At 71.4% G+C, this 22,258-nt stretch carries 12 protein-coding genes and 1 tRNA gene; 11 read left to right on the top strand and 2 right to left on the bottom strand.

Annotated features, from left to right (window positions below; all coding sequences use genetic code 11):
* The 9 genes from FNH04_RS18085 to FNH04_RS18045 all read left to right on the top strand — a co-directional run.
* On the top strand, positions 1-1,307 hold a 1,307-nt coding region (locus FNH04_RS18085; protein ID WP_152785460.1), incomplete at its 5' end, for an alpha-L-fucosidase.
* On the top strand, positions 1,304-3,718 hold the full coding sequence (locus FNH04_RS18080) for a glycosyl hydrolase family 95 catalytic domain-containing protein (protein WP_152785458.1): 2,415 nt from the start codon (positions 1,304-1,306) through the stop codon (positions 3,716-3,718). The genes FNH04_RS18085 and FNH04_RS18080, both read left to right, overlap by 4 nt.
* Before the next feature lie 5 nt (positions 3,719-3,723).
* On the top strand, positions 3,724-5,535 hold the full coding sequence (locus tag FNH04_RS18075; RefSeq protein ID WP_152785456.1) for an alpha-L-fucosidase: 1,812 nt from the start codon (positions 3,724-3,726) through the stop codon (positions 5,533-5,535).
* Positions 5,536-5,572: 37 nt separating this feature from the next.
* The gene (locus FNH04_RS18070; RefSeq protein WP_152785464.1) at positions 5,573-8,395 is read left to right on the top strand and encodes a glycosyl hydrolase family 95 catalytic domain-containing protein; all 2,823 of its coding nucleotides are present in this window, start codon (positions 5,573-5,575) and stop codon (positions 8,393-8,395) included.
* Complete coding sequence (locus FNH04_RS18065) at positions 8,392-10,974, top strand: polysaccharide lyase 8 family protein (RefSeq protein WP_152785454.1); 2,583 nt, start codon at positions 8,392-8,394, stop codon at positions 10,972-10,974. The genes FNH04_RS18070 and FNH04_RS18065 overlap by 4 nt, the downstream gene beginning before the upstream one ends.
* A 37-nt stretch (positions 10,975-11,011) precedes the next feature.
* Positions 11,012-11,665 carry a polysaccharide lyase family 7 protein gene (locus FNH04_RS18060; RefSeq protein ID WP_152785452.1) on the top strand — a complete coding sequence of 218 codons (654 nt, stop codon included), beginning with the start codon at positions 11,012-11,014 and terminating at the stop codon, positions 11,663-11,665.
* A 427-nt stretch (positions 11,666-12,092) separates the two neighbouring features.
* The gene (locus tag FNH04_RS18055; protein ID WP_152785450.1) at positions 12,093-12,866 is read left to right on the top strand and encodes a sulfite exporter TauE/SafE family protein; all 774 of its coding nucleotides are present in this window, start codon (positions 12,093-12,095) and stop codon (positions 12,864-12,866) included.
* Positions 12,867-13,008: 142 nt separating this feature from the next.
* Positions 13,009-16,143, top strand: coding sequence for an amidohydrolase family protein (locus FNH04_RS48650; protein ID WP_322723245.1), 3,135 nt, complete (start codon positions 13,009-13,011; stop codon positions 16,141-16,143).
* 202 nt (positions 16,144-16,345) lie between these two features.
* Entirely contained in the window at positions 16,346-18,670 is a 2,325-nt protein-coding gene (locus FNH04_RS18045) for a glycosyl hydrolase family 95 catalytic domain-containing protein (protein WP_345669868.1), read from the top strand.
* A 179-nt stretch (positions 18,671-18,849) separates the two neighbouring features.
* On the opposite strand, the gene FNH04_RS18040 is transcribed toward FNH04_RS18045, so the two are convergent.
* Positions 18,850-20,166: a ferredoxin reductase family protein gene (locus FNH04_RS18040; protein WP_322723244.1), complete on the bottom strand. Its 1,317-nt coding sequence runs from the start codon at positions 20,164-20,166 to the stop codon at positions 18,850-18,852.
* 380 nt (positions 20,167-20,546) lie between these two features.
* Between FNH04_RS18040 and FNH04_RS18035 the strand changes: the two genes are divergently transcribed.
* Positions 20,547-21,599: a LacI family DNA-binding transcriptional regulator gene (locus tag FNH04_RS18035; protein ID WP_152785443.1), complete on the top strand. Its 1,053-nt coding sequence runs from the start codon at positions 20,547-20,549 to the stop codon at positions 21,597-21,599.
* 170 nt (positions 21,600-21,769) lie between these two features.
* Here FNH04_RS18035 and FNH04_RS18030 read toward each other — a convergent pair.
* Positions 21,770-21,843: transfer RNA gene (locus FNH04_RS18030), tRNA-Pro, on the bottom strand.
* A 142-nt stretch (positions 21,844-21,985) separates the two neighbouring features.
* On the opposite strand from FNH04_RS18030, the gene FNH04_RS18025 reads away from it, so the two are divergent.
* Positions 21,986-22,258 (top strand): DUF309 domain-containing protein (locus FNH04_RS18025; protein ID WP_194236721.1); only part of this gene is annotated, 273 nt, incomplete at its 3' end.

Genomic DNA, 22,258 nt, shown 5'->3' with positions numbered 1-22,258 from the left:
TCACAGACCCGCGCGCCCGGCGCCTCGCCGAATTCCGCGACCAGCGCTTCGGCCTCTTCGTCCACTGGGGCGTGTACGCGGCCGCCGCCCGCCATGAGTGGGTGCGCCAGCGGGAGCGTCTGACGCTCGATCAGTACCAGTGCTACGTCGACCACTTCGACCCCGACCTGTACGACCCCGATGCCTGGGCCGACGCCGCCCGGTACGCGGGGATGCGGTACACGGTCCTGACGACCAAGCACCACGACGGGTTCTGCCTGTGGGACTCGGACCTCACCGACTACTCCGTGACCGCGACCCCGTACGGCAAGGACCTGGTGGGCCCGTTCGTGTCGGCCTTCCGCGCGGCGGGGCTCGGGGTGGGTTTCTACCACTCGCTCCTGGACTGGCACCACCCGCAGTTCCCGCTGGACCGCATCCACCCCGAGTGGGACGACGCGACCGGCGACCCCGGCGACCGTGACATGCGGGCCTACGCCGACCATCTGCACGGCCAGGTGGAGGAACTCCTCAGCCGTTACGGGCCGGTGGACACCCTGTGGTTCGACTTCAGCTACGCGGGCCGGATCCGCCAGGGCAGGCCGGTCACCGGCGGCAAGGGCCCCGACGCATGGCGTTCCGACGAGCTGATGGCGCTGATCCGCAGGCTCCAGCCCGACTGCCTGGTCAACAACCGGCTCGGCATCCCGGGGGACTTCACCACCCCCGAGGAGTACCAGCCACTCGTACCTCCGGGTGAGGTGTGGGAGGCCTGCCAGACCCTGAACGGCAGTTGGGGCTACGACCGCGACAACCTCAACTGGAAGACCCCCGAACAGCTGATCGCCCTCCTCGTCGACACCGTCTCCAAGGACGGCAACCTGCTGCTGAACGTGGGCCCCAACGCCCGCGGCGAGTTCGAGCCCCGTGCCCTGGCCGTACTGCGCGGCATCGGCGACTGGATGCGGCTGCACTCCCGCTCCGTCCACGGCGCGGGACCCTCCTCCTGCACCGCGCCCACCGGCTGCCGGTACACGCAGCGCGGCAACCGGCTCTACGTCCATCTCCTGGAGTGGCCGTACCGGCATCTGCACCTGCCGGGGCTGGCCGGCCGCGTCCGGTACGCCCAGTTCCTGCACGACGCCTCCGAGGTGCGCCCCGTGAACACCGACCCGAACTGGGACAACGGCAACGTCGCCCCCAAGGGCGTCCCGGACGGCGCGTACACCCTCGACCTCCCGGTCCGCAGGCCGGATGTGGCGCTCCCCGTGATCGAACTGTTCCTCGACTCCGATGTCCACGACGCCGACGAGAAAGGCCGGGCATGAGACGCCGTATGTTCCTGAAGTCGTCCGCGGTGACGGCGCTCGCCGTGTCCGCGGGGCTGTCCGCGACCGGATCCGCGCAGGCGGTGGGCGGGGGACGGCCCGAGGTCGCGGCCTTGCGGCCCGACATCGCGGCGTTCCTGGAGACGATGGCGGCCACGGTGACCGCGCCGATCTCCGGGATCGCCACGGACAAGTTCACCCCGGGCATGCTGCTCGGCAACGGTGACGTCGGTGTGATCGTCGGCGACGAGGCACCGGACCGGCAGACGTTCCGCCTGGGCCGCGCCGACTTCTGGGGCCGCAAGTCCACCGACCCGAGCTGGCAGCAGACCATCCTCACGGCCGGCGCCCTCACCCTGTCCTCGCCCGAGCCCACGACCGGTGACCCGTTGTCCGGCTACCGCATGGAGCAGGACGTTCTGCGCGCCCGGGTCACCACCCGGCTGCGGCTCGGCGGCGCCCGCGTCACGCTGCGGTCGTGGACGCCCGACGCGGAGGACGCGCTGGTCACCGAGGTGTCGTCGGCCGAGGGCGACCCGGATGTGGTGCTCACGGCACGGCTGTCGGTCCCGGCCGAATCCGCGTACCCGTACGGGGCGGGTGTCGAGGACGGCGGGCTGTGGACGACGCGACAGGACAACGAGCTGACCCCGTTCCGCAGCGGCTGCGCCACCGCGACCCGGCTGGTCGACGCCGAGTTCACCCGGACCGAGTCGGGCCCGGACGGGGCGACCGGCTCGTTCGTGCTGCGCGGCGGGCGGACGGTGCGCCTGGTGACGGCCCTGCGCGGCTACTTCGAGGTACCCACCGGCACCACCACGGTCACCGCCCTGCGGGACGAGGCGCTGGCCGCCGCCCGGGTGCGTACCCGGGTCGTGACGAAGGACTGGTGGCCCGACCACCTGGGCTGGTGGCGGGACTTCTGGTCGCGCTCTTTCGTCCGCGTCCACGACCGGACGCTGGAGGAGTTCTACTACGGCGCCCAGTACGTCCTCGGCGCCGCGACCCGCGAGGGGGCCGCGCTGCCCCCGTCGCTGTGGGGACCCTGGCCGGCCGGGGAGCCCACGAAATGGGGCGGCATGTACTTCCTCAACTACAACACCCAGGCCCCCTACTACGGCGTGTGCTCCTCCAACCGGCCCGAGCTGATCACCCCGTACGAGAAGTACGTCGCCGCGGAGAGCCCCTGGCAGCGCCGGCGCACGGCACAGGCCGGGTACCAGGGCATCTGCTACGGGCGGGCGTTCACCCCGTACGACATGGTGCGGCCCGCACCGAACCCGGCGCCGGTGGCTCCCGCCAAGGAGTGGACGAAACTGCCCAGCGACCAGAAGTCCAACGCGGTCTTCACGCTGCTGCCGCTGATCTGGCGGTGGGAGTACACGCGGGACGTCGACTACCTGCGGGAGCACGTCTATCCGCCGCTGAAGGAGATGGACGCCTTCTACCGCGACTACGCCGAGTGGGATGCGGCCGGGAACGGCAGTGCGGGCCGCTGGGTCATCCGCAACTCCTCGGCGCACGAGGGAGCGGTCGACCTGAACCCCAACCTCGACCTCGGGTTCGCCCGGCGGGCAGCCGCCACCCTCATCGAGGCCAGTGAGGTACTCGGTGTGGACGCCGAACTCCGCCCGGTCTGGCGCGAGTTCATCGACAAGCTGGCCGACTACCCGACCGGCACCGTCGACGGCACCGAGGTCTTCCACATCGCCGAAGAGGTCCGCTACAAGGACCCGGCCATCCCGAACCTCCTCTTCGAGCCCGGCAACCAGCCCATCAACATGGAGGGCACCGTGCACCCCGGCGAGATGGTGTCCGTGGGCGGCGACGAGCGGCTGCTGCGACTGGCCCACAACTCCCTGGAGAAGATGGGCTCCTGGTGCACCGCGCCGGGCGGCGCGAGCTTCAACGGCTTCCCGAAGGTGTGGCCGATCGCCGCGCGGGCGGGCTGGCCGGCGGCCGATCTCGTCGACAGGTTCAAGGCCGGCATCCGCTATCTGTGGCGCTCCTCGAACCACACGTGCTTCCAGGGCGGCGGCGGCATCGAGACCTCCGGCGCCACCGAGGCCCTCAACTCGATGCTGCTGCAGAGCGAGGCGGGCGTCCTCCGCCTGTTCCCGGTGTGGCCCAGGGAGCGGGACGCCGCGTTCTGGACACTGCGCGCCAAGGGCGCCTTCCTCGTCTCGGCCCGCCAGGCCGACGGTGTCGTGCGCGAGGCGGAGCTGCACAGCGAGCGCGGCGGCACCGTCCGGATCGCCGACCCGTGGGGCGCGGGAGCCGCCCGCCTCACCGACGCCCACGGCGCCAGGGTTCCGTACACGGTCAAGGACGGCCTGCTGACCTGGCACACGCGGCCCGGAGCGACGTACACGCTCAGGCCCGCGCGCCCCCGACGCCGCCAGGAGCCGTGACCGCCATGTCCGCGCTGAACAGACGCAGCTTCCTCACCTCCGCCGTCGCCGTCTCCGCCGCCCTCACCCTCGGCGGCGCCCTCGACTCCCTCCCCGCGTATGCCGCGGCCCCCGCCAACCGCCCCGGCCGTGCGTGGCTGCGGGACGCGCGCATCGGCCTGTTCCTGCACTGGGGCATGCGCACCGTCCCCGAGTACACCGACGTCGAGGCGTGGGAGGCCCGCGTCACCGGGGACGGCTGGAGCGCCGGCTACTGGGTCGACGAGGCGATCAAGCTGCACGCCTCGTACCTGGTGCTCGCCTCGTTCCACTCCAGGCTCGGCTACGCCCGCACCTGGCCGTCCCGCATCCCCGGCTCCCCCCGCACGCAGCGTGACTTCCTCGGCGAACTCATCGCCGCCGCCAAGGACAAGGGCCTCAAGGTCGTCCTCTACATGACGGACGACCCCCAGTGGCACAACGAGTCCGGCTTCGAGTACCTCGACTCGGCCGCGTACTCCGCCCACAAGGGCCAGTCGGTCGACCTCACCACGCGCGACGGCTTCGGCATGTTCTCGTACGACAACTTCGTCGAGGTCATGGCCGACTACCCGGACCTCGCCGGGTTCTGGATCGACAACGACAACGCGTACTGGGAGCAGAGCGGCCTCTACGAGCGGATCCGCCGCGAGCGGCCGGAGATGACGCTCAGCAACAACAACGAGGACACCCCGATCATGGACATGGTCAGCCATGAGCAGAAGAGCGGGATGCTCCCGGACTACGACTACGCGGCGGCCACCTGGACCCCGCTGCCGCGCCTGGCGGAGGGCTGCTTCACCACAGCGGGACGCTGGTGGTACAACGGCACGGACAACACCGTCAACGAGGCCCTCACCCTGCGCCGCATCATCTCCAACTGCGGTGCTTCGATACGGTCGTTGGTGGCCGAGGGCGCACAGCACGGCGGCCGGTTCCCGGCGAGGACCGAGGCGTTCAACAACGCCGCGAAGACATGGCTCGACGGCGTGTGGGGCTCGCTCCGGGGGACGGAGGGCGGCGGCTACCTCTACGGCGGACTGCAGCCCGGCCGGCTCCCGGACGACGGGTTCGTCACGGTCACCGTCGACAGGGACGACCCGACCACCCAGTACCTGCACATCACCACGCGCCCGTCCGGTGACACGGTCGAGGTCCGGGACAACGCGCACACGGTCCGGCGCGTCGAGGACTTCCGCACCGGGCGCCGGCTCGCCTTCGAGCAGCGGGACGGGTGTCTCACCGTCTCCGGCATCACGCGCTGGGATCCGTACGACACCGTCCTGAAGATCCGCACCGCCCCGCGCCGCACCGTCCTGATCCCGCCCGACGGGATCACGGCGACCGCGACGAGTTCCGCGTCCGGTTTCCCCGCGGCGAACCTGGTCGACGGCGACTTCACGACGTACTGGGACGCGGGCGACACGATCCCGGTGTCCGTGACGCTGGACGTGGGCAGGGTGCGGCACCTGGCGTATCTGGCGCTCAACCAGCGGGAGTGGTCGCCGACGCAGAACAGGGAGACGTTCGGCCGCAAGGAGGACTCCGCCCGCATCAAGGACTACCGGGTCTTCACCAGCGACGACGGAGTGACCTGGAGCCAGGAGCCCGTGGCGGCAGGGGTGTTGGAGAGCGCGAAGGGCGTGCGCTTCATCGATCTCGGGGTGCGCTGCCGGTACGCACGGCTCGACGTCGACTCCACGTGGGCGGCCGAGACGGTGCCCGCCTTCTACCGCAAGCTGCGCATCGACCACGTCGGCGTGGCCACGCACCACCCGAGAGGAGGCGGCCGTGGCTGACCCGGAACTGGCCCGGCGCGGCTTCATCGGGACGGCGATGGCGGCGGGCGCCGCGCTCTCCCTGCCCGCGGCCCCCGCCTCGGCCGACGCCCCCGCCGACGCCGACGCCGCGCGCGGACGCCCACCGGTGGTACGGGACCTGACACGCACGGCCGGGCAGTGGGCCCGCTTCCTCAAGGACCAGGACCTCCTCTGGCAGCGGGTGCCGCGGTCCTGGACGGAGGGCCCGTTCCTGGGTGACGGGCGGCTCGGCTCGATCGTGTACGTGCCCGGGGACGGGCGCGGCGTCCGCTTCGAGGTGCAGCACAGCGAGGTGCAGGACCACCGCCCGGAGATGGGCGGCACCCTGTACGGCCTGGCTCGGCTGCCCCTCGGGTACCTCACCCTCGACACGGTCGGCACCGTCACCGGCGTCGACTGGCGCCTCGGCCTGTGGAACGCGGAGCTGTCCGGCACCGTCACCACCACCGCCGGAGAGATCGCGCTCACGGCGCTGGTGCACAGCACGCGGTCGGTGCTGATGGTGCGGCTCGTACCGAGCGCGGGCGAGCAGGGCGCCACCTGGACGTTCCATCCTGCGGACGCGATCAGCCCGCGCCAGTTCACCAACCCGCTCGACTCGTACGTCCACAACCCGGCGCCCGAGACCCGGCAGAACGGCGACACGCACCTGGCGGTGCAGCAGCTGCTCGCCGGGGGCCAGCACGTCACCGCGTACCGGGAGGTGAAGCGTGCGAAGGACCGCTGGCTGTACTGCACGGTCACCCACTCGCATCCGCGGCGTACCGCCGAGAAGGCGGCCATCACCCGCCTCGCCGACGCGGTCGCGGCACCGCCGAACGTGCGGGTCAGGACACACCGCGCCTGGTGGCACGCCTACTACCCAAAGAGCTTCGTGTCACTGCCCGACGGACGGCTGCAGAGCTTCTACTGGATCCAGCTCTACAAGATCGCCTCGGCGACGCGTCGCGACGCCCCCGTGATGGCGACATCGGGGCCGTGGCTCCAGCCGGGCGGCTGGCCCGGGGTGTGGTGGAACCTCAACGTGCAGCTGGAGTACTGGCTGATCCACGGCTCCAACCATCTGGAGCTCGACGCCGTCACCCGGACCCTCGACGAGAACCGGCAGCACCTGATCGAGAGCGTGCCCGCCGCCTACCGGCACGACTCGGCGGGGGTGGTGCGCGCCACCGACCAGTTCTGCCAGGTGGGCACCCTGCGGGTGCCGGGCGACCGGGACCCCGAGGTCGGCAACCTGACGTGGGCGCTGCACAACGTGTGGCTCAGCTACCGCCACACCATGGACATCAAGATCCTGCGGGACGTCCTCTTCCCGCTGCTGCGCCGCGCGGTCAACTTCTATCTGCACTTCCTCCAGCCGGGCCCGGACGGCAAGCTGCATTTGCCGCCGACGTTCTCACCCGAGTACGGCGGTACGGCTCCCGACTGCAACTACGATCTCGCGCTCCTGCGCTGGGGCTGCACGACGCTGATCGACTCAGCGCGCGTCCTGGGTGTGGACGATCCGCTGCTGCCGCGCTGGCACGAGGTGCTGCGCACGCTGGTCGACTACCCGGTGGACGCCAACGGGTTCATGATCGGCGCGGGTGTGCCGTTCGCGAAGTCGCACCGGCACTACTCGCACATGCTGTCCGTGTATCCGCTGTACCTGGTCAACTGGGAGCAGCCGGAGCGGCGTGAGCTGATCGAGACCTCGCTGAACCACTGGATCGGCTTCACGGGCGCCCTGCAGGGCTACAGCTTCACGGGCGCCGCCTCGATCGCCGCGCAGATGGGGCGTGGCGACCAGAGCCTCGGCTACCTCAAGGACCTGCTCGCGCAGGGCTTCATCCAGGCCAACACCATGTACCGGGAGGGCGGCGGCCCGGTCATCGAGACGCCGCTGTCGGCCGACCAGTCGCTGCACGACATGCTGGTGCAGAGCTGGGGCGACACCATCCGGATCTTCCCGGCGGTGCCGCGGGCCTGGGACGCGGTGACGGTGCGGGACTTCCGGACGCAGGGCGCGTTCCTGGTAACGGCGGTGCGCCGGGAGGGCGCCACCCGGTGGATCAGGATCCGCAGCCTGGCCGGGGCGCCGTGCCGGGTGCGTCACGGCATCGACGGGCCGCTCACCGTGCGCGGGGCGAAGTGGCACGACGCCGGGAACGGGGTCGTCGAGCTGGAACTCGCCGCGGGCCGGGAGGCCCTGCTGCTCGCCGCCGGCGTACGTGACCTCGTCGTCGAACCGGTCGAGGTGTCCGGGGACTGGCGGGCCTGGGGCCTGCCGGCGCTGCCGCCTCCGGGCCGCACCGCCCCCGTCGACCTGACGGCGCACTTCGACAGCGACGGGATCAGCACCCACGAGAACACGCAGGACGGCGACTTCGACGGCACGGGACGCACGTATCCGGCCGAAGAGCTCCCTGCCGCGGGCCCGTTGACGTTCGAGGGCGTGCGCTACACCTTCCCGTCGTACGCGGACGGCGCGCTCGACAACGTCACCGCGAAGGGCCAGACGATCCCGGTGCCGCCGGGCCGCTACGCGAAGGTCCGCGTCCTGGGCGCCTGCTCGTACGGCGCCCTGAAGACCACGCTGACCGCGACGTACACCGACGGTTCCACGCAGGAGGTGGAGCTGGCGATGAGCGACTGGGCGGGGACGGCTCCGGCCAGCGGCAGCGAGGTGGTGCGGTGCACGCACCGGCATGGCCGCAGCGGCCCCGACACCCTCCAGGTCGCTCTGTTCCAGACGGCGGTGACGGTGGATCAGGCCCGCGAGCTGCGCTCTCTCACCCTCCCCGACACCACGAAACCGGCGCTGCACCTGTTCGCCCTGTCCGTGGAGGAGCCACGATGACCTGCGACAGACCGTTCAGCCGCCGCGCCGTCCTCGCGTCGGCCACCGCCCTCTCCCTCACCCCGCTGGGCCTGCCCGGGCCCTCAGCGCGGGCCGCGGCCGAGCGCGACGTCGTGGCCGGGCCCACGGCGCGGGCCGCGCCCGAGGGCGACGCGTTCGACACACTGCGGGAACGCTGGCGCACCATGATGACGGGCGGGAACCTCGACGCGGGCGAGCCCGCATACCAGGAGCGGATCGCGGACATCGACGCGGCGGCCGAGGCGCGCTGGCGCACCTTCGACGCCGGCGCGGGCCGTACCGCGCTGTGGCCGGATCTCCCCCTGACCGACCCGAAGACCGGCAACTTCAGCAAGTCGTACGGCGCGCTGCGCACCCTCGCCCTGGCCTGGGACACGCCCGGCACGAGCCGCCACCACGACACGACGGCGGCCGAACTCCTCGTAGGCGCACTGGGTTTCCTCCACGACCACGCCTACAACGAGACCCTCGAACGGCAGGACAGCAACTGGTTCTGGTGGGAGATCGGCGTCCCGCGCTCGCTCGTCGACACGTGCACACTGCTGTACGACCGCATCCCCGCCGACCGCCTGGCCGTCTGGCTGCGCCCGGTGGACCGCTGGTGCCCGAACCCCGACCGGCGCATCAGCAACCCCACCATCACCGAGACCGGCGCGAACCGCACCGACAAGGCGGTGATCGTCGCGGTGCGCGGGCTGCTCGGCAGGGACGCCCGTAAGCTGGAACTGGCCCGCGACGGCATGTCGGACGTGGCCGGCGGCGGCCGCCACAGCCTGCTCGCCTACACCGAGGGGCCGGGCGACGGCTTCTACGCCGACGGCTCGTTCCTCCAGCACGAGTGCTACCCGTACACCGGCGCGTACGGATCGACGTATCTGAGCGGTGTCGCCCAGCTGGTGGCGCTGCTGGCCGGGTCGTCGTGGCAGAGCACCGACCCCGACCTGCGCAACGTGTACGACATCGTGGACCGGGCCTTCGTGCCGGTGGTGCTCGACGGGCACATGATGGACGCGGTGCGCGGCCGGGGCGTCAGCCGGCAGAACGCGGGCGCCGAGTACGTGGGCCGTCAGGTCACGGAAACGGTGCTGCTGCTCGCGCAGGGCGCCCCCGAGGCGTATACCGCGCGGTGGCGGCCGCTGCTGAAGGGTTGGCTGACCCGGCAGACGTACCAGCCGATCCTGCGCGGCGTCTCCCTGCCGTCGATCCGGCGGGCGAAGGAGATCCTCGACGATGCTGCGGTGCCGGTCGGCGAGCGGACCGTGGGCACGTACGTGTTCGCGGACATGGACCGGATCGTGCACCGCGGGCCCGACTGGTCGTACGCGATCGCCCTCTCCTCGCGCCGGGTGGGTGCCGTGGAGTCCATCAACCAGGAGAACCTGCACGGCTGGTACACGGGCGACGGCATGACGTACCTGTACACGGCCGACCAGGCGCACTGGGGCGACGACTACTGGCCGACCGTCGACGCGTACCGGCTGCCCGGCACGACCGTCGACACCCGCCTGCGCGCCGACCTGCCGCACAGCCAGAACTACCGGCCGCCGGCCGACTGGGCGGGCGGCGCCGTCCTCGACGGCGCGTTCGCGGCGGCGGGGCTCGACCTCGTGCCGGAGGGGGTGAGAGCCTGTGTCATATCCCCGGTCGGATCAGCGCGCGGCGTCTGGTGCGTGCGATCGCAAGGCGCCGGAGCGCCCTCGTGGCGGAGTCACGTGGGCGTTTCGGCAACGCGGCGAGCGAGCGTGCCAGGCGCCGCACGCCCGGCCGGGGATATGACACAGGCTCTGAGCCTGCGCGCCAAGAAGTCCTGGTTCCTGCTGGACGACGCGGTGATCGCGCTCGGCGCCGGCATCACGTCCAGCGACGGGCGCACGATCGAGACGATCGTCGAGAACCGCAACACCCACGACACCCACCCGCCGCTCGCCCGTGGCGGCACCTGGGCGCACCTGCAGGGCACGGCGGGCTACACGGTGCTCGACGGCGGGCGGTTGCGGGTCGGACGCGAGGAGCGGACCGGCACCTGGTTCGCCATCGACCAGGGCGCCACCACCGGCGGCGACACGACCCCGCGCACCCGGCACTACACCACGCTCTGGCTCGACCACGGCACGAACCCGCGGGGCGCCCGGTACGCGTACGCCGTCCTGCCGGGCGCCTCCGCCGACCGCACCCGGCGGTACGCGGCCCGCCCCGGGGTCGAGGTGCTCTCCAACTCACCGCGCACGCAGGCCATGTGGTGCGGGCGGACGCGTCTGCTCGCGGCGAACTTCTGGCAGGCCGCACACGTCCGCACCGGTGACGGCGGCGTCCTCGGCTCCGACGGCCCGTGCTCGGTGCTGCTGCGCCGCGACGCCCGGCGGCTGCGGCTCGCCGTGTCCGACCCCTCGCGCACCACGGACGCGGTGACGCTGACCCTGCCGTGGCCGGTCAGGGGCGTCGAGTCCGCGGACACGACGGTCACGCTCGACGTACGACGGCGCACGGTGACGGCCCGCACGGCCGGATCGCGCGGACACACGCACACGGCGGTCCTCGTCCTCTCTCGACCCTACTGAGTTCGTACAACTCCCCCCACAAGAAGGGAAGTTCGACATGCGCAGACGAACACTGCTGGGCGGCGGCGCGGCCGCCGGGCTCGGCCTCGCCGGCTGGGGCGTGGCAGGTGCACCACAGGCCCAGGCGTCCCCCATCGGCACGGGCTGGACCGAGGTGAATCCGGGGTTCGCCCTCCAGACCCCGCCCGGCACGACACGCTACGAGTACCTGTCGGCGACGGGCGAGCACCACCTGTGGCTGCTCGACAGCGACCCGTGGCTGTGGCCGGACAGCTCCTCGGGGCCGCGCAGCGAGATGCGCTGGAGGAACGACTACACCGGCGGACAGGCGCAGTTCGAGTGCGACATGAAGATCGCCTCGGGGGCGCACCGGGTGTCCGTCTTCCAGATCTTCGGCGGCACCGACTGGGCGACAGCGCTCATGACGCTCGCCATGAACACCAACAGCATCAACTACTACGACACGACGACACAGATCCACACGCCGGTCTACAACACGTACATCCGCCTCAACGTGGTGCACGAGACCGGCACCGGCAGCATCCACGTCTTCGTCAACCGGACGTTCGTCAGGACGTTCCAGGACCACGGCGCCGGCACGCACTACTTCAAGGCGGGCCTGTACGGCCGGGACGGGATGTCGGCACGCAGCGACATCTACCTCAAGAACGTTCACCTCTATACGAAGTGACGGTGCCTCGGTCATGACGTGAGGAGGGCTGGCGCTTCGCGCGGTCAACACCGAGAGCGCCACCGACCCGACCGGCGCGTACGCGGACGCCCACCGGCCCTCCTACGACGACTCTGCGTGGCGGACGCTCGACCTGCCGCACGACTGGGCGATCGAGCGCCCGCCGACCACGACCGGCTCGACGTACAGCGAGGGCTTCTACCCCGGTGGCCTCGGCTGGTACCGCAAGACCTTGGCGCCCGGCAGGTCCTGGCTCGCGGTCCCGGCCCAGTTGCCCAACTGGTGGCGTAACGAGGAGCAGCCGCCGGCCGACCGCGCCCACATGCTGAGAGCCACGCCGAGCCCAACGCTTGATCGTGCATGATCAATACGAGCCCTTCGACCGCCTACCGCGCGGCGGGGAGGCGACACACGATCAGGTAAGGAGATGGCGTTGTCCATCTGGGAAGCACTGGCCGTCCTCGCAGCCGGTATCGGAGCCGGCACGATCAACACCATCGTCGGTTCCGGCACCCTGATCACCTTCCCGGTGCTGCTCGCCACCGGGCTGCCGCCGATCACCGCCAACGTCTCCAACGCCCTCGGCCTCGTCCCCGGCTCCATCAGCGGAGCCATCGGCTACCGCGCCGAACTGCGCGGACAGGGCCGCCGCGCGCTCATCCTCGGCCTCACCGCTCTCGTCGGCGGACTCGGCGGCGCCATCCTGCTGCTCGCCCTGCCCTCCGAGGCCTTCGACATGATCGTCCCCGCACTGATCGCTCTCGCGCTCGTCCTCGTACTGCTCCAGCCACGCCTCGCCAGAGCCGTACAGCGCCGCCGCGACGACAACGGCACCGCCTGCCGTCCGCACGGCGGACCCGTACTCCTGGCCGGACTGCTCCTCGCGAGCGGGTACGGCGGCTACTTCGGCGCCGCCCAAGGGGTCCTGTACCTCTCCCTGATGGGCCCGCTCCTCGACGAGGACCTGCAACGCCTCAACGCGGTCAAGAACATCCTCGGAGCCGTCGTCAACGGCGTCGCCGCCTGCTTCTTCCTCTTCGTCGCCGCGTTCGACTGGACGGCGGTCCTGCTGATCGCCGTCGGCTCCGCACTGGGCGGGCAGATCGGTGCCAAGGTCGGCCGCCGCCTCCCGCCCACCGCGCTCCGCGCCGTCATCGTCGCCGTCGGCGTCGTCGCAATCGTGCAGCTCCTGCTGCGCTGACGCGCTGTCCGGATCAGAAGGCGATCCGTCAACTCCCCTGCCTGAAAGGGACTTTGCGTCTCGCGAGCAGAGCGGAACGCACTGTTCCATGGGCCCGCCGTCGTGTGTAGGGTGCACTCAAATCCGCGGAGAGGTGGGACCAGTGGGACTGACACGTCGTGCGCTCATCAAGCGTGGAGCCGGACTCGCCGCGGGGACAGGGGTGTTGAGCGGTCACGGGACTCCGGGACGGGCCTCCCCCGGACTGGACGGCCGGACGGGCACGCGTGCCGTCACGGTGACCGTCACGGAGGCGACCAACGCCTCCGCCGCGCTCGCCCCGGACGGCCGGACCGTCGTCCTGGACCTCCTGAACCTGTTATGGACGCTGCCCGCCGAGGGCGGTGACGCCGTGCCCCTCACCGGTGTCGAGGAGGAGGCGAGCGAGCCGGACTTCTCGCCGGACGGCCGCCGGATCGTCTACCAGGCCTACACCGACGGCGCCTTCCACCTCTGGCTGATGAACGCCGACGGCACCGGGCGGAAACAGCTCACCTCCGGTGACGCCGACCACCGCGAGCCGCGCTTCTCGCCGGACGGTACCCGGATCGCCTGCGCCGCCGAGAGCGACGGCCGGTACGCGATCCACGTCATCGACGTCGACAGCGGCGCCGCCACCGTCTGGACCACCGGCACCGCCCAGGAGGCCCAGCCCTGCTGGACGCCGGACGGCGGGGCGATCGTCTTCACCACCGGCACCGCCGACGCTCCGCGGGCCATCGACCAGGTCACCGCCGACGGCACCCGCACCACCCTCGCCAAGGTCACCGAGGGCCGTCTTGCCGGGCCCTCCCTCTCGCCCGACGGCAGCCGGCTCGCCCACGTCCACCTCACCACCACCTCCGCCGCGCTCGTCGTCGACGGCGAGACCGTGTCCGACGACGGCGAGGACGTGTTCCCCTTCGCCGCCCGCTGGGCCGGTCCCGACGAGCTCCTCTACACCGCCGACGGACGCCTTCGCCGCCGTACGCTCCACGGCACGGCCGAGGACATCCCGTTCAGCGCCCGCGTCACCGTGCCCAGGGTCGCCGAACGCCCCGCCTCCGCCCGGGACTTCGACGACACGAGCGGCCGCCGGGTGAAAGGCGTCGTCGGTCCCGCGCTCTCCCCGGACGGCCGCGGCGTCGCCTTCGGCGCCCTCGGCGACCTGTGGATCATGCGCCGCGGGAAGTCCCCCGAGGCGGTCGTCGCCGACGGTCACCGCAACACCGACCCGGCCTGGTTCCCTGACGGCCAGGGCCTCGTGTACGTCAGTGACCGCGACGGCGGCATCGCGCTGTGGCGGTACGACCTCGCCACCCGCGCCAGGCGCCGCCTCACCGACACCGCCCTCTCCGCCGCCGCGCCCACTGTCAGCCCGGACGGCACCACCGTCGCCTTCGTCTCCGAGGGCGCCACCCTCTGCACCCTGGAACTCGCCACCGGCGCCGTCCGCAAGGTCGCCGGCCCACTCAACGCCCCCGGCCGCCCCACCTTCACCGCCGACGGCACCCGCCTGGCCGCCGCGGTCCTCGTCCCCGTCACCCCGCGCTACCGCGAGGGCCGCAACCAGATCCTCACCGTCGACCTCTCCACCGGCGAGTCCCACTACAGCGAGCCCCTCCCCGGCGGCTCCCTCGCCAACCGCATCGACGCGGGCCCCGTCCACTCACCCGACGGCACCAGGACGGCGTACATCGCGAACGGCACCCTGCACATCAGCGACCTCGACGCCGACGGCCGCACCACAGGCACCGCCCGCCGGGTGGGCGCCGAGACCGCCGACGCACCCAGTTGGAGCGGCGACTCCGCCACCCTGCTGTACCTCTCCGACGGCCGCCTGCGCCTGGCCACGCCCACCGTCACCGGAAAGACGTCAGCCGTCCCGCTCCGGCTCTCCTGGCGCCCGGCGCTGCCCACCGGCCGTACCGTCGTCCGGGCCGGAGCCCTCTGGGACGGCACCGGCCCCGCCCTGCGGCACGACGTCGACATCGTCCTCGACGGCCACCGCATCGCCGCCGTCACCCCGCGCGGCGAGCGTCGCGTCGGGCCCGGGGACAAGGTCGTCGACGCCCGCGGCCTGACGGTGCTGCCCGGTTTCGTGGCCGTCCACGAGCACGGCCCGTGGGAGCGCAACGAACTCATGCGCCTGTGGCTCTCCTTCGGCGTCACCGCCCTGCGCTCACCCGGCACCGCCCACTACGCGGCCGTCGAGGCCAAGGAGGCCCTCGCCTCCGGCCGCCGCACCGGCCCCCGCGTCCTCGCCGCGGGTGACCTCGTCGACGGCTCCCGCGTCTACTACTCCTCGGGCCGCCCGGTCACCGACGACGAGCAGGTGCGCCGCGAGATCGACAAGGCCCGCGCCCTCGGCCACGACATGGTCAAGACGTACGTCCGGCTGCCCTACGCCCTCCAGCGCACGGCCGTCCGGGCCGCCCACCGGATCGGCCTGCGGAGCGCCTCCCACTACCTGTTCGGCCCGCTCGGCCTGGGCGCCGACGGAGTGGAGCACATCGGCGGCACCAGTCGCTACGGCCGCCGCCAGAAGGAGACCCACCTCGGCCACAGCTACCAGGACGTCACCGGCCCGCTGGCCGCGAGCGGCATGGCGTTCACACCCACCTTCGGCCTGTCCGGCCTGGGCCTGCCCGCCGTGCGGGCCGCCCTGTACCGCCACGCGGAGTGGGCCCTGGACGACCCCCGGCTGACGTCCCTGCTCACCGCCGCCGAGTACGCGGAGCTGCGCGAGGGGATCCAGGCGGCGCTGGCCAAGGAGCCGACCGCCGAACTCGCCTTCGTCGCCCGGCACGGCGCGACCGTCCGCCGTCTGGTCGAACAGGGCGCCCATGTCGCCGTGGGCACCGACAGCCCGCTCGTCCCGCCCGGCGTCTACTACCACCTCAACCTGCAGACCATGGTCCGTCACGGTGTCAGCCCGTACGAGGCGCTGCGCTCCGCCACCGTCCAAGGAGCCCGCACCCTGGGCCTGTCCGACCGGCTCGGCACCGTCGAGCCCGGCAAGCTCGCCGACCTCGTCCTGGTCGAGGGCGACCCGACGACGGACATCGCGGCCGCGGCCGCCGTACGCCAGGTCGTCGTCGGCGGTGTCCCGCACACCGTCGCGGACCTGACGGCGACGGCGCCCCAGCAGAGTGCGAGGACCGTCCGCAACGCCACCCTGCCCGACGTGCCCCAGCAACCGGCCCGCGACCGCTTCTGGTGGCACCGGGAAGAGCACATCCACCACTCCTGCTGCTGAACGTCGGCGCAGACATCGGTCGGATCGCCGCCGCTCCCTCACCAGGGCGCTTCCAGGCATGTCGGTTCACCTGCGAGGACGCCCGAGCCGCCTACTGACAGATCCTGTTCCGTTTTCCGATACGTCGGAGGTCTTCCCCTTCCCTCACGGCGCCTGCACCATGCCAGGTGGCAGTTCACAACCAGGAATGGGAGGCATCTACGTGACCGTGACGCCTGGGAACGGGATCTCTCGAAGAGGTGTGATCGGTACGGCGGCCGCGGTCGCCGCGATGGGCTGGTCGGCAGGGTCCGGCACCGGCTGGGCGGCGCCCCTCAGGGCCGGCGGGGCGGAGGGGCCGCACGAACGGATGGCCAGGGCCGCCGCTCCGCGGTGGCGGCGGATGCCCGGCGACTGGAAGGACGGCCCCTTTCTGAGCAACGGCCTGCTCGGGGCGCAGGTCTACCGAGGCGCGACGGCCAACTCCGTGAAAGTCATGGTCAGCCACAACCAGGTGCAGGACCAGCGGCCGCAGTGGCGCGCGCCGTACGGATTCTCCCGGTTACCCATAGGGCACTTCGACCTCACGCTCGCCGGCGAGGTGACCGGCGTCGACTGGACCTTGGACCTCTGGGACGCCGAGCTGCGCGGTACCGTCACCACCACCCGCGGCAGCGTCCGCTTCTCAATGCTGGTGCACAACGCCCGTACCGCGCTGCTGATCTCCACCCGGCCCAGTGCCGGAGAGGAGGACGCGGCCTGGTCGTTCACATGGATGCCCGCGACCTCTCCGCGTACGAAGGACAAACCCGCCGACTACACCGGCAACCCCGACCCCACCGTGGGCTCCGCCTCGGACACCCAATACGTGCAGCAGCCGCTGATCGCGGGCGGAGGGTGGACCACCGCCTGGCGCGAACGACGCGTCGGCAGCGGCCGACTGCTGGCCGCGCACATCGTCTACCGCTTCCCCGAGGACCTGTCGCGCACGACGGAGCTGGCCGTCGCCGAAGTGGCCCGCACGCTGTCCGCGGACCCCGACGAACTGGTGCGCGAGCACCGCGCCTGGTGGCACCGCTTCTACCGGCGCAGCCTGTTGTCGGTACCCGACAAGCGCATTCAGGACTTCTACTGGATCCAGCTCTACAAGGCGGCCTGCGCCACGCGCGCCGGCGGGCCCTCGATGTCCGAGTGGGGGCCGTGGTACCCGGAGACGGGCGGCAGCTGGACCGCCGTGTGGTGGAACCTCAACGTGCAGATCGCCACCTGGCTGATCCAGGGGTCCAACCACCTCGAACTCGACTCCGTCACCTCCACCTTCAAGGACTTCGAGGAGTACCTGCCGCTGTCCGTCCCGCCGCAGTACCGGGACGGGCAGACGTACGCCCTGGCCCACCCCTCCGACTGGAAGCTCCGCCCCGGCGCCAAGACCGTCGGCATCCCCGGCACGTCCACCAAGACCGACAACAACGGCAATCTCATCTGGGCCATGCACAACGTCTGGCTCAGCTACCGCCACACCATGGACGTGTCGATCGTGCGCGACGTCCTCTTCCCGATCCTCGTCAAGGCGGTGAACTTCTACGACCACTTCCTGCACGAGGGTGGCGACGGGAGGCTTCATCTGCCGCTCACCCGGTCGCCCGAGTGGGCCGACGCAGAGGACTGCACCTACGACCTCTCCCTGCTCCGCTGGGGCTGCGCCACCCTCCTCGACTGCCTGCGCGTTCTCCGTACGGACCATCCGCGCGCCGTGCGCTGGCGTGAGATCCTCCAGCGCCTGGTGGACTACCCGCGGGACGCCACCGGGATCATGATCGGCGCGGGGAAGCCGCTCACCGAGTCCCACCGGCACTTCTCGCACATGCTGTGGCTGTACCCGCTGCACGAGCTGAGCTGGGACCGGCCGACCGACCGGGAGATCATGCGGACCACCTTCGACCACTGGATCAAGGACCGCGGTCTGTGGGCGGGTTACAGCTACGCCACCGCCTCCTCGATGGCCTCCCTGATGGAACGGCCCGAGGAGGCCCTCGACTTCCTCACCTTCTTCACCGGCGGAAACCTCATCAACAACGCCTGGATGACCCCGAACACCATGTATGTGGAGGGCGGGAACCTGGCCGTCGAGAGTCCGCTGTCGGCGGCCCAGTCGGTCCTCGACATGGCCGTGCAGAGCCATGGCGGGGTGGTGCGGGTCTTCCCCTCCGTGTCCCGGCGCTGGCCTGACGCCTCCGTCCAGGGCCTGCGCACCCAGGGCGCGTTCCTGGTGGACGCGGACCGTTCGGGCGGCCGTACCCGATGGGTGCGGGTGCACAGCCGGGCGGGTGCGCCGCTCGTGCTGCAGCACGGCATCGACGGCGCCATCGACGTACGGGACGAGCACGGTCGGCGCCTGCGATACCGGGAGACGGCGGCCGGCCGCATCGAGGTTCCGCTCGGCCGGGGAGGAACGGCCGTCGTCCTCCGGCGCGGCACCGCCCTGGACCTCGGCCCGCGTGACGTACCGGCCGTCGGAGACTCGAAGCCGTGGGGCCTGCCGGACTGACCCGGCGCCTCGGCGGCCGACCACGTCGGACGCGCCCGGTGTGTGGGAACTCGCCGCCGACGGCCTCGTGGCGACCGATGGCCTGCAAGGGCGGCGAGTAGACGTGCAGGAAGAGCGTTGTGTCCTGGCGAGGCCGTTTGGTTCGAGGTTCAGGTGTCGCGCCAGGACACATCGCTCCGTCAGGCCAGGCCGAACCGCTCGGCGTGCACTTGCCGGTGGGGAACCTTCAGGCCGCGCAGGGCGTCGAGCACAGCCGAGGTCATCGCGGGCGGACCGCAGACGTACACGTCGCGTTCCGTGATGTCGGGTACCAGGGCACGCAGACTGTCCGGCTCGAACGGCGGTCTCCCCTCCCCCGTGCGGCCGGTGAGCAGGTGCAGTTGCCCGCCGCGGTCCGCGATCAGGGCTCGGACCTCGTCTACCAGCACGGCGTCGTTCTCGCTGCGCACCCGGTAGAGCACGACGACATCGCCGGCCGGCTCCTCCTCCAGCAAGGCCCGAACCGGCGTGATCCCCACTCCTCCGGCGATCAGCAGTGCGCCGGGCCGCGTTCGATGCAACGAGGTGAACGCCCCGTACGGCCCCTCGACGAACGCGCGGCTCCCGACCGGTACGTGCCGCAGGCCGGCGCTGGTGCTGCCGACCGCCTTGGCGGTCAGGCGCAGCGTGCGGCCGTCGGGTGCCGCCGACAGCGAGAACGGATTCGCCAGCCACCAGTGGTTGTGCCCGGGGAACCGCCAGATGCAGAACTGGCCGGCCCGGGCCGGCAGCCTGTCGAGATGGCGGCCGGTGACGTGCACCGACACGACGTCGTCCGACTCCTGCACCACCGCCGCGACCCGGAACCGGTGATAGGCGTTGCGCCACACCGGCATCACGATCCGCCCCGTGACCAGGGCCCCGAACGCGAACAGCCACAGGGCCCACCAGTAGATCATCGCGGGCGTGGAGGAGCTGAAGGTCGTGGTCTCCTGCAACTGGTGGACGAACGCCAGCCCCAGCGCCAGGTACAGCAGCAGGTGCAGGCCGTGCCAGGTCTCGTACCGCAGCCGCCGTCTCACCTGTCGGGCGGAGACCGCGGCGACCACGACGACGATCGCCGCGGCCAGCATCCCGAGCAGGGAGGCCGGCACTCCGGCCAGCGCGAAGAAGGTCTTCGTCATCGACGCGTCATCGAGCCTCGCGTAGCCCAGCACCACCAGCACGGCGTGGGTGAGGAGGGTCCACAGCAGGGTGAAGCCGACCCACCGGTGCCACACCGTCAGCCGGTCCATGCCGATACGACGGTCGAGCCATGGCAGCCGGGCCACCAGCAGCAGCTGGAACAGCATCAGCACGGCGGCGTGCAGGCCGAAGAACTTGGCGACCGTGAGCACCCCGTTCTTACCGGTTCCGGCGGTGAGGAACAGAGCCTCGACGATCACCAAGTTGGCGATGACAAACGTCCACAGCGCCCACCGCGCCGCGACGACCGGAGGTATGGTGCCCTGCCGCACCTGTGAAATCGTCGCCTCCACCGCTTCCCCTCTTGTCCATGTGACGCACTCGAAGACCCGAGCGCCCTAACCTGAATACGGCCCCGGCCGGGGTCGGAAAAAACGGAACGCGACGTAAGAGGGCCCTACTTGGCCTCAAACGTTCTTGTGCCGCGATCGGCACTCTGGTCGAGCTTGACCACACTGTGCCTTACGGGGGTGCCCTCCGCCCCCTTCACAGCACCTTCTCTTTGCCGTGACGACGACGGTACGGGGGCGCGTGCGCTCGTGCGCCGACATGTGATCACTCCTGACCCGGCGGCCGTCCCGGCCGCCGTAGCCCGGTACGTTGAGTGATTAACGTCTTAACCACAAGCCGTCACTGGGTCGTCGGGGTACACATGAAGAGCACGCGTGTCTGGCGGCGTCCCACGCTCGGAGCCGTGGCCGCACGGGCCGGGGTGTCCACGGCCACGGTGTCGAACGCGCTCAACGGCACCGGACGACTGTCCGAGGCGACCAGGCAGCGCGTGCTCGCCGCGGCACGCGAACTCGGTTACGCCCCGGCCGGCACGGCCCGGGCCCTGGCCCGCGGCAGCACCGGAGTACTCGGCCTGACGATGACGACCTACGGCGACCTTCCCGTCCCTTACACCGAGATCCCGTACTACGCGCAGCTGGCGCTGGGCACGATGGCGGCGGCGCACGAGCGCGGCTACATGCTCATGGTGATGCCGAGTTCGCTGTCCTCGTGGATGTGGCTCAACACCCCTATGGACGGCGTCATCCACGTCGGACCGCGCGCCGAGGACCTGGTGCGTTCCCTCCTGCGGGAGCGTGGCATCCCGATGGTCAGCGACGGCCGGCCGCCCCAGCCGCGCTGGGGCGACGCGTGGGTGGACGCCGACCACGAGGCGGGCCTGCGCCTCCTGCTCGACCACCTCGCGGAGTCCGGCGCGGGGCGGATCGGGCTCTCCCTGCCGCTTCACGACGACGAGTACCCGCACCGGATCGGACGCGCCTACGCGTCCTGGTGCGCCGAACGCGACATGCCCGCCCTCGTCGAGGAGTACGCCTCGCTGCCCGACTACTTCACGGCGGAACGGCACGCGGTCGGCCGGCTGCTCGACCGCGATCCACGACCGGACGCCGTCATCGGCGTCTACTCCGACTCCGGTCACAACATTCTCGCCGCCGCCCGGCACCACGGGCTTCGGGTACCGCGGGATCTACTGGTGGCGTGCATCAGTGAGGATCCGGATTACGCGGTGACGACCCCGCCCGTCACCACGGTCAGCCTCCGTCCGGACCGGGTGGGCGACGAAGCGGTCGACCTGCTGATCGCCCTCATCAACGCCCGCACCGGTGTGGACCGGCGTCGGATCGTGCAGCCGGTGCTGCTCCCTCGCCGGTCCACACGGCGCCCGGCGCGGCAAAGGAACGGCACGCCGTGACGGCGGTTGCCCAGGACGCATCGGCGGGGCATCGCCTCGTCAGGCGGTTTCGTCGCGGATCAGCCGGCCCTTGGTCGTCGCCGCAGGCACCAATCCCGACTGGTCCCGAGAAATGACCAAAGGCCGTATCGGTTTGCCCCGATACGGCCTCCGACCTGCTGCTTCACTAGTCGGGACGACAGGATTTGAACCTGCGACCCCTTGACCCCCAGTCAAGTGCGCTACCAAGCTGCGCCACGTCCCGATGCGCCTCCGCGGTGGCCCGCGTGATCGCGCCGACAGAACTTTACCGTACGTCGGACGCCGCCTCGAAGGGCGCGTGGCGCGGGAGAATCGGGCATATGAGTGGGACAGGACGCAGGAACGGGACATCGGAGGGACGGAGCGTGGGAGCGCGGGACCGGGACGCGGAGGGGCGGGCGCGGAACGCCCGGCCGCGGGACGGGCTGGGGCGGCCCCTGCCGTACGGGGTGCGGGGTGTGGAGCGGCAGCCGGAGGGTGTCGTACGCGGGCCCGAGGACACCGTCGCCGAGGCGCAGGCGCTGCTCGACGCGGGCAAGCCGTTCCACGCACACGAGGTCTTCGAGGACGCCTGGAAGTCGGGGCCGGACGAGGAACGGGCCCTGTGGCGCGGGCTCGCGCAGCTCGCGGTGGGGCTC

Source organism: Streptomyces phyllanthi, from assembly GCF_009377205.1.
Lineage (GTDB): Bacteria > Actinomycetota > Actinomycetes > Streptomycetales > Streptomycetaceae > Streptomyces > Streptomyces phyllanthi.
This window is presented reverse-complemented; position numbering and strand designations above follow the sequence as displayed.

Coding starts and splice junctions, on each gene's coding strand:
- FNH04_RS18080 (WP_152785458.1), top strand. CDS start 1,304: ATGAGACGCCGTATGTTCCTGAAGTCGTCCGCGGTGACGGCGCTCGCC.
- FNH04_RS18075 (WP_152785456.1), top strand. CDS start 3,724: ATGTCCGCGCTGAACAGACGCAGCTTCCTCACCTCCGCCGTCGCCGTC.
- FNH04_RS18070 (WP_152785464.1), top strand. CDS start 5,573: ATGGCGGCGGGCGCCGCGCTCTCCCTGCCCGCGGCCCCCGCCTCGGCC.
- FNH04_RS18065 (WP_152785454.1), top strand. CDS start 8,392: ATGACCTGCGACAGACCGTTCAGCCGCCGCGCCGTCCTCGCGTCGGCC.
- FNH04_RS18060 (WP_152785452.1), top strand. CDS start 11,012: ATGCGCAGACGAACACTGCTGGGCGGCGGCGCGGCCGCCGGGCTCGGC.
- FNH04_RS18055 (WP_152785450.1), top strand. CDS start 12,093: ATGGCGTTGTCCATCTGGGAAGCACTGGCCGTCCTCGCAGCCGGTATC.
- FNH04_RS18035 (WP_152785443.1), top strand. CDS start 20,547: ATGAAGAGCACGCGTGTCTGGCGGCGTCCCACGCTCGGAGCCGTGGCC.